This window comes from Flagellimonas lutaonensis (genome assembly GCF_000963865.1).
Lineage (GTDB): Bacteria > Bacteroidota > Bacteroidia > Flavobacteriales > Flavobacteriaceae > Flagellimonas_A > Flagellimonas_A lutaonensis.
This window is the reverse complement of sequence record NZ_CP011071.1, coordinates 805,793-819,338: the sequence shown is the minus strand read 5'-3', so window position 1 is coordinate 819,338 and position 13,546 is coordinate 805,793. Positions and strand designations below refer to the sequence as shown.

The window sequence follows — 13,546 nt, the reverse complement described above, 5'->3', positions numbered from 1 at the left end:
CCAGCTTCTCTAAGTATTAAGCAGATTTTTTCAACAATCCGGCCCTTTCAAGCAGGGCCTCTAACTTGGGCTCGGCCCCACGGAACCTTTTGTACAATACCATTGGCTTTTCAGTGCCCCCTTTTGAGAGAATGTGTTCTTTGAACTTGTTGGCCACGGTTGTGTTGAATATTCCCTTTTCCTTAAAATAGGCAAAGGCATCGGCATCAAGTACCTCGGCCCATTTGTAGCTGTAGTAACCTGAGGAATACCCCCCTTGAAAGATATGTGAAAAGGAGGTGCTCATACAGGTCTCGGGGGTGTCGGGAAACAACTGTGTCCCCCCAAAGGCTTTTGTTTCATGGGCTTTGACATTGTTCACCCCTGTGGGGTCGGCACCGTGCCATGCCATATCCAAAAAGCCGAAGCCCAACTGGCGAAGGGTCTGCATGCCCTGTTGAAAGGTGGCAGATTCCTTTATTTTCTGTATCAATTCCATCGGAATGGGTTCACCGGTCTCATAATGCGTTGCAAATAGTTGTAACGCCTCTTTTTCGTAGCACCAGTTTTCCATTATCTGACTGGGCAGTTCCACAAAATCCCAATAGACCGAAGTGCCCGACAGGCTGGGGTAGGTGGTATTGGCCAACATACCGTGCAGACCGTGCCCAAATTCATGGAAAAGGGTGGTAACCTCATTAAAGGTCAACAGTGAGGGCTTACTGGGCGTAGAGCGCGTAAAATTGCAGACGTTCGAAATATGTGGACGCACATTTTGGCCATCTTTTTGATATTGGGGTTTGTACGAGGTCATCCATGCGCCCCCACGTTTACCGGGGCGTGGGTGAAAATCGGCATAGAAAAGCGAGATGAACTCACCGTTTTCGCCATAGACTTCATAGGTCTTGACCTCTTCATGGTACTTGTCAACATTGAAAACCTCCTTGAACCTGAGTCCAAACAGTTTTTCGGCCACCTTAAAAACCCCTTCGATAACATTTTCAAGTTTGAAGTATGGCTTTAGTTTTTCGTCATCGAGGTCAAACAGTTTCTGTTTTAATTTTTCAGAGTAATAGGCACTGTCCCACTTCTGTAATTGTTCTATGTCATCAAGTTCTTTGGCAAACGCAGTCAGTTCTTCAAATTCTCGTGTTGCGGCTGGTTTGGCTTTTTCGAGCAGTTCGTTTAAAAAACCGGTTACTTTTTCAGGTTTCTCGGCCATACGTTCCTCAAGAACAAAATGGGCATGGGTCTCATAGCCCAGCAGTTGGGCGCGCTCATGCCGTAAACGGGCTATTTTCAACACATTTTCTTGGTTGTCGAGTTCGTCATTATGAAAGCATCTACTGCCAAAGGCCAGTGCCAGTTTTTTTCGCAATTCTCGGTTCTTGGCGTATTTCATAAAGGGTATGTAGCTTGGGTAGTCAAGCGTTACCAGCCAACCTTCTTCCTTGCCTTTTGATTTTGCCAATTGTCTGGCGGCTTCCTTTTCGCCTTCTGGCAGTCCGTCGAGATCCGATTTGTCTGTGAGGTGCATTTCAAATTTGTTGGTCTCGGCAAGTACATTTTCACCAAATTTCAATTTCAATTTGGCAAGCTCGGCATCGATTTCCCGTAGGCGCTTCTTTTTCTCGTTCGAAAGATTGGCGCCGTTACGGCTAAAGCTCTTGTATTTTTTGTCCAATAGCGTTCTCTGCTCGACCGTCAGATCTAGCGCATCGCTTTGTTCGTAAACTGTTTTTATTCTTTTGAACAATTCTTCGTTCAGGGTGATATCGTTGTTGAACTCAGAGAGCAAGGGCGAAACCTCTTGGGCGATTTTTTGTATTTCATCGTTGGTCTCTGCCGAATTCAGGTTAAAAAAGATACTAGAGATACGATCGAGTTGTTGACCTGAAAATTCAAGGGCCTCAATGGTGTTCGCAAAGGTCGGGGGTTCTTCATTGGCCGTTATGGCTTCGACTTCTGCCCGGGCATCATCAATGGCCTGCAAAAAGGCAGGTTTAAAATGCTCGTTCTTGATTTTTGAAAAGGGGGCGGTGTCGAAAGGTTCTAGCAGTGGATTGTTTTTGACAGTTTGAGACATACTACGATGTTATGCTTACTTTGTTAAAGGTTAAAGGTTAAAGGTTAAAGGTTAAAGGTTAAAGGTTAAAGGTTAAAGGTTCCGACTGTGCTCCGATTTTATCGACCTGTTTTTGACAATTTAAAGCTTACTGGAAAAAATCTTTGTTAAAGATTTCATTTGCACTTCTTGTACTTCGTAACTATAACTTTGTACCTCGTATTTCGTCAGCTCCTTTGATGACTTTTTCTTTCAAACGTTCTTTGTAGGAAACAACTTTTTGTTGGATGGAAGCATCTGAACTGCCCATGATCTGTGCCGCCAATATGCCTGCATTTTTGGCACCGTTCAGTGCCACCGTGGCCACCGGTACGCCCCCGGGCATCTGCAGGATGGACAGCACGGAATCCCACCCATCAATGGAATTAGAGCTTTTTACGGGCACCCCGATTACGGGCAGGGGAGACAACGAGGCAACCATGCCCGGCAGGTGTGCTGCGCCACCGGCACCGGCAATGATGACGGCATAACCGTTTTTATGGGCATTTTTACCAAAATCGACCATTTTTTCAGGAGTGCGGTGGGCCGAGACAATATCGATATCGACCTCAATGCCAAATTCTTTTAAAACATCTACGGCATCTTGCATGACCGGCAGGTCACTGGTGCTGCCCATGATAACGGCTACTTTCTTCATGAAATTCAAAATTTTAAATCCCAAAATCCAAATAAACAATTGGAATTTGGTCCCGAAAACTATCGGGATTGGTTACTGTCATTTTGAAATTACGCTTATTTTTTCTTTGACTTTTTGCGCCATTTCCCTGGCTTTGCCCATGTTTTGATTGACAATGGTCACATGGCCCATTTTTCGAAAAGGCCGGGTCTGCTTTTTTCCATAGATATGGGGCGTTACCCCTTCCATGGCCAAAATCTCCTGGATATTTTCATAGACCACGTCACCTTGATGCCCTTCGGCGCCCACCAAGTTGACCATGACCCCGGCCACCTTGCTATCGGTCTTGCCCAAGGGCAAGCCCAAAATAGCCCTGATATGCTGTTCAAATTGGTTGGTGTAGCTGGCCTCTATACTGTAGTGTCCACTATTATGTGGGCGGGGAGCCACTTCGTTGACCAAAATCGTATCGTCTAGTGTTTGAAAAAGCTCAACGGCCAACAGGCCGACATGACCAATATGTTCAGACACCTTCAGGGCAACCTGTTGGGCCTTTTGCGCGACCTTTTCATCGATTCTCGCAGGGCAAATGACGTACTCTACCTGATTGGCCTCTGGGTGGAACTCCATTTCAACCACGGGATAGGTCTTTACCTCGCCCGAACTGCTCTTGGCCACGATCACGGCCAATTCATTCTTAAAATCGACCATCTTTTCGGTGATGCACTCACCCGGTGGCAACCCATCAAGGTCATCCGTTTTACGCACTATTTTTACGCCCTGCCCGTCGTAACCGAATTGGGCGCTTTTCCACACGAAGGGAAATTCCAATCCGCCATTTTCGACACTGTCCTTTATTTCACTGGCGTAGGCAAAACGTGAAAAATTGGCCGTCGGTATGTTATTGTCCACATAGAACAGTTTTTGCTGGGCCTTGTTCTGAATGGTACGCAATGCTTTAGGGGGCGGGTACACCTTGACACCCTCTTCTTCCAACTTTTCAAGCGCATCGACATTCACATTTTCAATTTCTATGGTCAATACGTCAACATCCTTTCCAAAGGCAAGTACGGCATCAAAATCCATAAGGTCGCCCAACACAAATTCGTTGCAGGCAATCTTACAGGGGGCTTGTGGCGAGGCATCCATCACTTTGGTGTAAATATCCCATTTACGCGTTTCGTAGAGCAACATCTTGCCCAGTTGCCCTCCGCCCAAAATACCGAGCTTAAAATCCGAAGAAAAGTAATCCATCAATCGTTTGCTAGAGAATGGTTGCTAAAATACGGCGAATTCAGAAAATGTGCCGAAAACCCCTTAAAAAAGAAGTCTTTAAAATGTTATCTTTGGCAACCCAATTCAATCGAGCGCAGGTGATCAAATTGCACGATAAACAGTTCAAGCCTTTTTTGGATGAGGCTACCATTCTAAAGGCGGTCAAAAAGGTGGCCGAAGAGGTGGCCCGTGACTATGAAGATGAGGTGCCCATTTTTGTTGGCGTGCTCAACGGGGCCTTCATGTTCGTATCCGATTTTTTGAAGCAATACCCGTATGATTGCGAGGTTACCTTTGTGAAATTGAGCTCGTACCAAGGCCTGACCTCAACGGGTATCGTTGAGACCCTATTGGACGTTTCTGGCGATATGGAAGGGCGCAGCGTGATCATTCTCGAAGATATCATAGACACGGGACGTACCTTGCAACAACTGGTGCATCTTTTTTCAAATTCGAACGTAAAAGAGTTCAAGATTGCCTCGCTGTTCTACAAGTCAGAAGTGTACAACGGCGAGTACAACATCGATTATGTGGGCATTGAAATACCCAACCGCTTTATCGTGGGCTATGGGCTTGATTATAACGAACTGGGCAGAAATTTAAGGCAAGTATATCAACTAAACCAAGATAATATGATTAACCTAGTGCTTTTTGGGAAGCCTGGAGCAGGTAAGGGAACACAGGCGGGTTTCTTGAAGGAAAAATACAATCTCAAGCATATCTCTACGGGCGATGTGTTCCGCTACAATATGAAGAACGGTACCGAGCTGGGCAAATTGGCCCAGTCGTATATTGATAGGGGCGAGTTGGTACCCGATGAGGTGACCATTGAGATGCTCAAGGCCGAAGTGGAAAAGAATGGGGATGCAGAAGGATTCATATTCGACGGATTTCCGCGTACCGTTGCCCAGGCCGAGGCGCTCGACAACTTTTTGGAGTCGAGAGATATGAAGGTTGACGCTACCATCGCATTGGAAGCCGACGACGATGTATTGGTGGCACGTTTGTTGGAGCGCGGTAAAGATAGTGGCCGTTCAGACGACCAAGACGAGGCCAAGATTCGCAACCGATTCGATGAATACAACGAAAAGACCGCCCCACTCAAAGAATATTACCAAAAGCAGGGCAAGTTTTACGCTGTCAATGGCATTGGGGAAATCTCTGAGATTACCGAGCGTTTGGGAGAGGTGATAGAAGGGGTGCTGAAGGTTCAGAGTTAAAGAAGTATAAATTTTGGACGTTTATATGTTCAAAGGAGCAAGTGTACAGCTGTAAGCGGTGTTCCATCTCCGTATAATCCCAATGAAAGTTTTGTGCACTTCTCTATGCAACCACATATAAACCCTTAACCAATAAACCTGTAAACGTTAAAAGTGACCGAAGGCAATTTTGTCGATTATGTAAAGGTGCATGTAGCCTCTGGCAAAGGGGGGCAAGGTTCAGCCCACTTGCGCCGTGAAAAATACGTTGACAAGGGTGGCCCTGATGGCGGTGATGGCGGCCGTGGCGGCCACGTAATAGTACGTGGCAACAAAAACCTGTGGACGCTGGTCCATTACAAGTTTCAAAAACATTTTAAGGCCGGCCATGGTGAACATGGTGGCAAGCAGCGCAGCACCGGTGCCAAGGGCGAGGATGTGTACCTTGAGGTGCCCTTGGGCACTGTGGTGCGCGACACCGAGACCAACCAAGTGCTCTTCGAGATTACGGAAGATGGCGAAGAAAAGATTGTGCTAGAGGGCGGTTTGGGTGGCCGTGGCAACTGGCACTTTAAATCTTCGACCAACCAGACCCCGCGCTATGCCCAACCAGGCCTGCCCGGAGAAGAAAAGCAGCTTACCCTGGAACTAAAGGTTTTGGCCGATGTGGGCCTAGTGGGTTTCCCCAATGCAGGCAAATCGACCCTCTTATCGGTGATGACCTCGGCGAAGCCCAAAATTGCCGATTACGAGTTTACCACCCTCAAACCAAATTTGGGCATTGTTAAGTACCGTGACTTTAGAAGTTTTGTCATGGCCGACATTCCCGGTATTATTGAAGGCGCTGCCGAGGGCAAAGGCCTTGGCCATTACTTTTTACGGCACATAGAGCGTAATGCCACGCTATTGTTTTTGATACCTGCCGACAGTGCCGACATATCAAGGGAGTATGAAATCTTATTGGACGAGCTCAGAAGGTACAACCCCGAACTGTTGCACAAAAAACGCCTTGTGGCCATTTCAAAGAGCGATATGCTCGACGAAGAGTTGATACACGAAATACGTCAAGAATTGGACAAAGACCTTAGCGGTGTGCCGTACCTGTTTATATCTTCGGTGGCACAAAAGGGCCTTCAAGAATTGAAAGACAAACTTTGGGTGCTTTTGAACGAATAAAGCATTTGCCCTATGAGGTGTTCTTCGGAATATTTAGTACTTTTAAGATACATCGACCGCTATGAAAAAGTTATTTTGTTTGATTGCAGTGCTTGCATTGTTCTCTTGTGCTGGGGGGCGGGTTACCTATGACTATGATAAGGCGACCGATTTTTCGAACTATTCCACCTACAACTATTTCGATGATATGGAAACAGGTCTGAGCCAACTCGACGAAAGGCGATTGTTGAAAATCTTGGACTCAACCTTACAGGCAAAGGGTTTTTTGCTTTCCGAAGAACCTGATTTTTTGGTCAACATCATCAGTTCAGAGTATCGAAAGGCACCCAGTAACACGGTAGGCGTGGGTGTTGGGGGTACCGGGCGAAATGTTGGGGGCGGCATTTCTGTGGGTGTGCCCTTGGGCAGTTCTGCACTGGAACGTCGAATACAGTTCGATTTTGTCGATTTTCAGAAGAACACGCTCTTTTGGCAGGCAGTTTCTGAAAGCGGTTACAACGACGAAGCCTCTCCCTACGAACGTGAAGAGAAGCTAAGGGCCATTGTGAACAAGGTTTTCTCGAAATTCCCGCCTAAAAATTAATAGTAGTTTCAACAGGTCAAACGTTTTTTACCGTTCGGTATCTAGAAATGACCGTTGGTCATAATCTTCTTTCTGCTAGCGCCTTGGCACGCTACATTTGTTGCATCAATCTTTTAAAGACTACCGATATGATAGCAGTGGTAAAATTTGTAGTGAACATTTTGATCACCGTTTTATTTTAAGAGGTGAAGAACAAAAAATCAATCATTAAAACGACAGGTATGAAGAATTTAGGCAGCACGAAATTAACGGTATTGGCCATAGGGTTAACAGCAATCGTTTTCTCGATTATTGGGGCCCTTAAAGACATGAGTCTCACGAACTATTTTTTTCCGCTCTATGTAGGCCTTACTTTGACAGGTACCGTGTTATTGCACGACAAGAAAACGGCGAAATCGAACCTCTAAACAATTGACCATGCGGTTAAGTATACGAAATGCGCTTTTGATTGCTGGGGCCACCTTATTGGTCTCTTTGGTGGCAGCGCAGTTTCAAAATGGCAAATTGCTGTTTGCCACCTTACTGGTGCTATTGGCTCCGGTAGTCTTGTTTTTGTCTTTTAAAAAGGAAAAAATAACGCTCAGCTGTATCCTTAAAAACCCGACCAGCACGAAGTCGATGGTCGTCATCCTGTCAGTTGTGGTTTTGGCCTTTGGGTTTGGGTTTTCATTGGTAAAACTTATCTACCTTTGGTTGTAATGAACCCATTAAGAAATTTGACCGGGGCGAGTGCCGCACATCGTTCGGGCAGCATCGCAGTTATATGAATCTTTCAGACAAACGAAGAAATACCCTTTTTTGGGCCCTACAGCTTTTCGGCTGGGGCTTTATCAACTCGGTGTCCTTTTTGGTTTTAAAAAAGTTCAGCGCCGAGTTCGTTACGTATTCGGTGGTTACCGGAATATTTATTGGTATTTTTTCAACCTCATTATTACGTTGGTACCTTAAAAAGAATGTCTTCTTTGATACGTTCGGGGTAAAGGAACTGATCAAAATATCAGGGGCTTTTCTGATCACCTCTGCCTTGTTCGCTTTTCTGAACTTTGTATTTGGCTACCTCTATATTGAGTTTGGCCCTGAGCTTACCGAACTTGAAAGAAATGTTCTAGAGGTGTACGACAATGTTTGGATACTGATTGTCAACTCCCTTTTCTTGATCGGCGTCTGGACGGTCTGCTATCTGATTGTAAAGCTATTGCTGAAAATGAACGCCAATCGAATAGAACGGTTAGAACTCAATACCAACTTAAAGCAGGCCCAACTCAATACCCTAAAAGGCCAGATAAATCCACATTTTATGTTCAATAGCCTGAACAATATCAGGGGGTTGATGTTGGAAGATGTTGAGAAGTCGCGTGAAATGCTCACCAAGCTTTCAGAAATGCTACGCTATTCGCTTACCAAGAACGATGTAAATGCCATTGCTGTTGAAGAAGAGGTAGAAATGGTCGATAATTACATCGCTCTTTCAAAGATACAGTTCGAGGACAGGCTTGAATTTGTAAAGAACATCGAGAGCGATACCCTTTCACTTCAAATTCCGCCCATGATCATTCAATTGTTGGTCGAAAATGCGGCAAAGCATGGTATTTCCAATTTGAAGCAAGGAGGCAAAATAGAGCTTGAAATAAAGAAAGCTCACAACCAACTTTTGATTCGGGTAAAGAATACCGGTAGGTTGCAGATTTCTAAGAATTCAACAGAATTGGGCCTTAGCAACATCAAACAGCGGCTAAAACTCTTGTACGGTGAAAAGGCCGCTTTTACTATTTATGAAGAAAAAGAAGAAGTAGTCGCCGACATAAAGATTCCCCTGCCATGAAGATCCGTGCCGTAATAGTGGAAGATTCGCGATTGGCACGTAATGAGCTGAAAGAGCTTATCACGGAATATCAAGAAATAGAACTTGTTGGGGAAGCCGAAAATGTGGATATGGGGTATGATCTAATACAAAAAGAAGCGCCAGATCTATTGTTTTTAGACATCAACATGCCGGAAAAAGATGGCTTTGCCCTGCTAGAAATGCTCGATGATGTACCCATCACTATTTTTACCACCGCATTTGATGAATATGCCATTAAGTCTTTTGAGTACAACGCACTTGATTATCTTTTGAAACCCATTAACAAAAAACGGTTTTCACAAGCGATTGAGAAGGCCAAGGCCAAACTTGAGGGCAGACTCGAGAGTGAGAAAGGGCAACCAAAATTGAATGAGGGAAGCCAAATTTTTATTAAAGAGGGAGACCAATGTTGGTTGGTCAAGATAGGCGATATTTCCCATTTTGAAATTGTGGGGAACTACACCCGCGTATACTTTGGTAATGAGAAACCGCTGCTCTATAAATCGCTGAACCAAATCGAGGAAAAATTACCAGAACCTTCTTTTTTTAGGGCGAACAGGCAACAGATCGTCAACATCAATTTTATTCAAGAGGTGGTGCCATGGTTCAATGGCAAATTAAAGTTGATGATGAAAAATGGCGAGGAAATTGAAGTCTCCCGTCGACAGTCCTATGAATTTAAAGATAGGATGAGCATATAAAAGCCGCCCGAAAAATCAATTCTATTGTCGGTTTGGGCAGTTGCATTCAGCCATTGGGTTTTAGGGTAAACCGTTTTCCCGTAGGGTAACAACTTTATCGGGCAGCCTTTTAGCGTTTATAAATGGGGTGTGCCCGTTACCCTTTGAGCAGGTCTCTGTATTTGTCTTTATAGCCCACCAAGGCCAAGAGGTTCAACACCAAAAGGGCCAATGCGGGTGGCAATCCCTCAGGGGCCAAGGCCATGTGAAACAACACAGCATTGACTGAAACACTCATCAATATCAAAGACATCAAGGCTCCAAACTTATTCAGTATCAGGGCGAGGCCCGCCAATACTTCTACAATGGCCACCAAAGTCATGGTGTGGGTGCTCGACAAAGCCGCAAAATAATTGCCTGCCGCTTCGGGCATTTCGCCCATTGGCAAAAATTGGAAAAACTTGTTCAGGCCGAAGACCAGTAGCATCAATCCCAATAGAATGCGTACTACCAAAAAAACTTTTGAATTCATAGGTAATTGTTGTTAAGTGAACAATAAAATTACGTATAAATTATGAATTACATATTTTAAAATGTATTCTAATGGAAATAATGTAATTTGTGTAATTGCTAAAGAGATTTCAATAGGCCACCATCCAAGGGTATATTGGTGCCGGTAATATAACCGGCATTTTCAGAGGCCAAGAACGCCGCCAAATAACCATATTCTTTGGGGTCGCCAATACGCTTCATGGGTACTTGTTCTTCCATTGCAGCACGTACTGCTGCCGTGTCGATTCCCATTTTTTCGGCTTTTTTGGCATTGAGCTGGGCAATCCGATCGGTATCAAAATAACCCGTGAGCACATTGTTTATGGTAATTCCGTTCTTGCCTATGTCAAAGGCCAAACTTTTGGCCCATGTCACCACCGCCGCCCGAATAGAATTTGAGAGTGCCAAATAGTTAAGGGGTTCTTTGACGGATACCGAGGCGACATTGATAATGCGGCCCCAGTTGTTCTGTTGCATGCCCTTGATTGCCAATTGGGTTGTAAACACTACAGATTTGAACAACAGGTCAAAGGCCTGCTGGTAATCTTCCACAGTTTTCTCCAAGGCACCTCCCGATGCTGGCCCTTGGGTATTATTGACCAAAATGTCCACAGAGTTCTTTTCAAAGAAATTGGAAATTCGCTCACTATAGGCGTTAAAATCCGTGAAATCAACCACCAAATATGAATGTTCTTGGCCTTGGTTTGTGGGCAGGTTGGCAACCACTTTTTTCAAGGTATCTTCACTGCTGGCCATTAGGGTCACACCGGCACCGCTTTCTGCCAATTGCTCGGCCACGGCACGGCCAATACCGCGGCTGCTTCCGCCCACCAGGGCTTTTTTTCCCTTCAAACTAATTTTCAAAACAATATTTTTTAAAACCTAATACCTAAACCTATCTATACTCCTCCCTTACTGGGCAAAAAACATCCATCAACTTGCATTTGGTAAGGGCCTTTCCGGCATGCGGTACGTTTGGCGGAATAACGATTACGTCGCCTTTTCGGTACACGGCCGTTTTTCCATCCAACGTAAATTCGAACGTACCATCGACCACATGCATAATCTGTTCATTTACATGTTGGTGTTCGGGTACTTCGGCACCTTTATCTACATCCCAAAAAACCCAGCTCATGCTATTGGCGTGTACCATTTTGCCGTGATAACCGGGCATGATCTCACGTGATTCGATATCGGTTAGATTGTAATTTGGCATATTATTTTTTCTTTAAGACGTAAAAATGTTCGTCCAATACCTCATCGGGGTCAAGTATTGTGGCAGGGGCATATTTATTGGCGACCGTGAACGTATTTTGGTGGTCGACCATCGCATAGTCGTCCAAGTTCAAATAATAACGGTCTTCCACGGTCTGATAGCAGAACTTTTCGTTGGCCACCAATCGTTCTTCAGTGAATTGAATGAGTTTTTTGAAGGCCGTGCGTGATTCGATTTCCTTTTGAAACGAAACACTGCCGACATACTCGTCAGTGCCCTGAATCGTTGAAAAGAGTTTGAAAAGGCGTTCAGTTTCTGGTCTGCCGATAAAAAACAACACGCCTTCCAGAAATATGAACGAACGTTTGTTTTCCTTTATGGATGCTATTTTTTCTAGTAACTGCGGTTCGTAATTTGATGTGAAATCGGCTTCCAGAAAGGATATGTTTCTGTCAGGCAGTTTTTTTGATGCACACCAATCCGCTATTTTCTCCTTTTTGTAATTTATCGAATGAGGCATGTCAATTTCGATATGGGCCATGGTTTTGGGCAACAGAAAGGGGTACATGCTAAAGCCGCACCCAAAATTGATGAGCAGCTCGATTTTTTGCTCGTTGAACAGGTTCTCAATGGCCTCGAGGAAATACCGGTTGCGCAAACAGTGTGCAAACTGCTCGTGCCGTGAAACGGAATCAACATACGCCTTGCGGTATATTTTGGTGCCCTCGCTCGGCCATAAATGTGCATAGCGATCTTTGCTCAGGGCAACGTCTGTGGCCCTAAAGTCGGCAGTTACAAAGGCTGTTTCAAATATTTCAATGTTCTGTTTCACGGGTTTAAGGTAGTAAAAAATAAGGCTATCTTTGAACCACACATTCCATTATGAAAGTTCATTTTATCGCCATTGGGGGCAGCGCCATGCACAATTTGGCGTTGGCCCTGCAACACAAAGGATACGAGATAACCGGAAGCGACGATATCATTTATGAGCCTTCAAAAAGCCGCTTGGCCGACAAGGGGCTGCTTCCCCAAGAATTTGGGTGGTTTCCAGACAAAATCACCGCAAATCTCGATGCCGTTATCTTAGGCATGCATGCCAAACCTGACAACCCCGAACTTTTAAGGGCGCAGGAATTGGGACTGAAAATTTATTCATATCCTGAGTTTTTGTACGAGCAATCAAAAGAAAAGACCAGGGTGGTGATAGGTGGCAGCCACGGCAAGACCACCATTACCTCAATGATCTTACACGTGCTCGACTACCATGGCATAGCGGTCGATTATATGGTTGGGGCACAATTGGAAGGTTTTGACCGTATGGTACACCTTACCAAAGAGAACGATTTTATTGTCTTGGAGGGAGATGAATACCTTTCGTCGCCCATTGATCGTCGGCCCAAGTTTCACCTGTATCGCCCGAACATCGCCTTGCTGAGCGGTATTGCCTGGGACCATATCAATGTGTTCCCTACCTATGAGGGCTACGTGGAGCAGTTCAAGATTTTTGTCGATAGTATCGTTGAGGGCGGAAGCATTGCCTATAACGAAGAAGACGAAGAGGTCAAGAAAGTGGTCGAGGCATCGGAGAACAGCATACGCAAACTGCCCTATGGCACGCCCGATTATTTTGTCGATGGGGGCACCACCTATCTTGAAACTCCCGAGGGCCCATTGCCCATTGCGGTTTTTGGTGCGCATAATTTGAACAATTTGGCAGGGGCCAAGTGGATCTGCCAGAACATGGGGGTCGATGAGGCCGATTTTTACGAGGCCATTGCCTCGTTCAAAGGAGCCTCAAAGCGCCTTGAAAAAATAGCTGAGTCAGATTATGCGGTGGTGTTCAAAGATTTTGCCCATTCGCCGAGCAAAGTGGCCGCTACCACCAGGGCGGTAAAAGAACAATATCCCGACCGTAAGTTGGTGGCCTGTTTAGAACTGCATACCTATAGCAGTCTCAATGCCGAATTCTTAAAAGAATACCGAGGCGCCTTGGATACCGCTGATTATGCGGTAGTCTACTATTCACCAGAGGCTGTCGAGATCAAAGGGTTGGAGCAGGTGACCGAACAGCAGATATCCGATGCCTTTCAAAGGAAGGATCTGCAGGTCTTTACCGATGCAGGTTCGTTTAGGGAATGGTTGTTTTCACAGGCCAAAGAACCGGCCAATTTTTTGTTGATGAGCTCTGGCAATTATGGCGGATTGGATTTTGGGCAAGTAAAAAGCGTAATGGTATAAACCATGGCAATGTAGGTCAACAATGCCCAAAGCACTTACCGGGGCCTTTACGGGCCTTGGGCGC

At 45.3% G+C, this 13,546-nt stretch carries 15 protein-coding genes; 8 read left to right on the top strand and 7 right to left on the bottom strand.

All coding sequences use genetic code 11. The annotated features are described in order from the left end of the window. Positions 1-16: 16 nt before the first annotated feature. The 3 genes from VC82_RS03980 to VC82_RS03970 all read right to left on the bottom strand — a co-directional run bounded on the left by VC82_RS03980 (position 17) and on the right by VC82_RS03970 (position 3,974). Entirely contained in the window at positions 17-2,065 is a 2,049-nt protein-coding gene (locus tag VC82_RS03980) for a M3 family metallopeptidase (RefSeq protein WP_045801228.1), read from the bottom strand. Between the two features lie 181 nt (positions 2,066-2,246). Continuing rightward, entirely contained in the window at positions 2,247-2,741 is a 495-nt protein-coding gene (purE, locus tag VC82_RS03975; RefSeq protein WP_045801227.1) for a 5-(carboxyamino)imidazole ribonucleotide mutase, read from the bottom strand. Positions 2,742-2,819: 78 nt separating this feature from the next. Beyond that, positions 2,820-3,974 (bottom strand): 5-(carboxyamino)imidazole ribonucleotide synthase, encoded by a 1,155-nt coding sequence (locus VC82_RS03970; protein WP_045801226.1) that lies wholly within the window; start codon positions 3,972-3,974, stop codon positions 2,820-2,822. A gap of 119 nt (positions 3,975-4,093) precedes the next feature. On the opposite strand from VC82_RS03970, the gene VC82_RS15390 reads away from it, so the two are divergent. The 7 genes from VC82_RS15390 to VC82_RS03935 all read left to right on the top strand — a co-directional run bounded on the left by VC82_RS15390 (position 4,094) and on the right by VC82_RS03935 (position 9,497). Beyond that, complete coding sequence (locus tag VC82_RS15390; RefSeq protein WP_084598260.1) at positions 4,094-5,215, top strand: adenylate kinase; 1,122 nt, start codon at positions 4,094-4,096, stop codon at positions 5,213-5,215. Between the two features lie 153 nt (positions 5,216-5,368). After that, the gene (obgE, locus tag VC82_RS03960; RefSeq protein WP_045801225.1) at positions 5,369-6,370 is read left to right on the top strand and encodes a GTPase ObgE; all 1,002 of its coding nucleotides are present in this window, start codon (positions 5,369-5,371) and stop codon (positions 6,368-6,370) included. A 61-nt stretch (positions 6,371-6,431) separates the two neighbouring features. Continuing rightward, a complete protein-coding gene (locus VC82_RS03955; protein WP_045801224.1) occupies positions 6,432-6,953 on the top strand; it encodes a DUF4136 domain-containing protein in 522 nt (173 codons plus the stop codon). 221 nt (positions 6,954-7,174) lie between these two features. Next, complete coding sequence (locus VC82_RS03950) at positions 7,175-7,360, top strand: hypothetical protein (protein WP_157517975.1); 186 nt, start codon at positions 7,175-7,177, stop codon at positions 7,358-7,360. 10 nt (positions 7,361-7,370) lie between these two features. Then, positions 7,371-7,652, top strand: a complete 282-nt coding sequence (locus VC82_RS03945) for a hypothetical protein (RefSeq protein WP_045801222.1) — start codon at positions 7,371-7,373, stop codon at positions 7,650-7,652. Between the two features lie 64 nt (positions 7,653-7,716). Then, positions 7,717-8,775 carry a sensor histidine kinase gene (locus tag VC82_RS03940; RefSeq protein WP_045801221.1) on the top strand — a complete coding sequence of 353 codons (1,059 nt, stop codon included), beginning with the start codon at positions 7,717-7,719 and terminating at the stop codon, positions 8,773-8,775. After that, positions 8,772-9,497, top strand: a complete 726-nt coding sequence (locus VC82_RS03935; RefSeq protein WP_045801220.1) for a LytR/AlgR family response regulator transcription factor — start codon at positions 8,772-8,774, stop codon at positions 9,495-9,497. The genes VC82_RS03940 and VC82_RS03935 overlap by 4 nt, the downstream gene beginning before the upstream one ends. 136 nt (positions 9,498-9,633) lie before the next feature. Here the strand turns inward: VC82_RS03935 and VC82_RS03930 are convergent, their stop codons facing one another. The 4 genes from VC82_RS03930 to VC82_RS03915 form a co-directional block, all read right to left on the bottom strand. Continuing rightward, positions 9,634-10,008 carry a DoxX family protein gene (locus tag VC82_RS03930; protein WP_045801219.1) on the bottom strand — a complete coding sequence of 125 codons (375 nt, stop codon included), beginning with the start codon at positions 10,006-10,008 and terminating at the stop codon, positions 9,634-9,636. Positions 10,009-10,106: 98 nt separating this feature from the next. Next, the gene (locus VC82_RS03925; protein WP_045801218.1) at positions 10,107-10,892 is read right to left on the bottom strand and encodes an SDR family oxidoreductase; all 786 of its coding nucleotides are present in this window, start codon (positions 10,890-10,892) and stop codon (positions 10,107-10,109) included. Positions 10,893-10,923: 31 nt separating this feature from the next. Then, positions 10,924-11,244, bottom strand: a complete 321-nt coding sequence (locus tag VC82_RS03920) for a cupin domain-containing protein (RefSeq protein ID WP_045801217.1) — start codon at positions 11,242-11,244, stop codon at positions 10,924-10,926. Between the two features lies 1 nt (position 11,245). Further along, positions 11,246-12,076, bottom strand: a complete 831-nt coding sequence (locus VC82_RS03915; protein WP_045803233.1) for a class I SAM-dependent methyltransferase — start codon at positions 12,074-12,076, stop codon at positions 11,246-11,248. Positions 12,077-12,126: 50 nt separating this feature from the next. Here VC82_RS03915 and VC82_RS03910 point away from each other — a divergent pair, with 50 nt between their 5' ends. Further along, positions 12,127-13,482, top strand: a complete 1,356-nt coding sequence (locus VC82_RS03910) for a UDP-N-acetylmuramate--L-alanine ligase (RefSeq protein WP_045801216.1) — start codon at positions 12,127-12,129, stop codon at positions 13,480-13,482. Positions 13,483-13,546: the final 64 nt, after the last annotated feature.

Excerpts from the sequence above, each read along its gene's own strand:
- VC82_RS03910 (WP_045801216.1), top strand. The coding sequence starts at position 12,127 with ATGAAAGTTCATTTTATCGCCATTGGGGGCAGCGCCATGCACAATTTG.
- VC82_RS03945 (WP_045801222.1), top strand. The coding sequence starts at position 7,371 with ATGCGGTTAAGTATACGAAATGCGCTTTTGATTGCTGGGGCCACCTTA.
- purE (WP_045801227.1), bottom strand. The coding sequence starts at position 2,741 with ATGAAGAAAGTAGCCGTTATCATGGGCAGCACCAGTGACCTGCCGGTC.
- VC82_RS03980 (WP_045801228.1), bottom strand. The coding sequence starts at position 2,065 with ATGTCTCAAACTGTCAAAAACAATCCACTGCTAGAACCTTTCGACACC.
- VC82_RS03935 (WP_045801220.1), top strand. The coding sequence starts at position 8,772 with ATGAAGATCCGTGCCGTAATAGTGGAAGATTCGCGATTGGCACGTAAT.
- VC82_RS03955 (WP_045801224.1), top strand. The coding sequence starts at position 6,432 with ATGAAAAAGTTATTTTGTTTGATTGCAGTGCTTGCATTGTTCTCTTGT.
- VC82_RS03950 (WP_157517975.1), top strand. The coding sequence starts at position 7,175 with ATGAAGAATTTAGGCAGCACGAAATTAACGGTATTGGCCATAGGGTTA.
- VC82_RS03940 (WP_045801221.1), top strand. The coding sequence starts at position 7,717 with ATGAATCTTTCAGACAAACGAAGAAATACCCTTTTTTGGGCCCTACAG.
- VC82_RS03920 (WP_045801217.1), bottom strand. The coding sequence starts at position 11,244 with ATGCCAAATTACAATCTAACCGATATCGAATCACGTGAGATCATGCCC.
- VC82_RS03930 (WP_045801219.1), bottom strand. The coding sequence starts at position 10,008 with ATGAATTCAAAAGTTTTTTTGGTAGTACGCATTCTATTGGGATTGATG.
- VC82_RS03970 (WP_045801226.1), bottom strand. The coding sequence starts at position 3,974 with ATGGATTACTTTTCTTCGGATTTTAAGCTCGGTATTTTGGGCGGAGGG.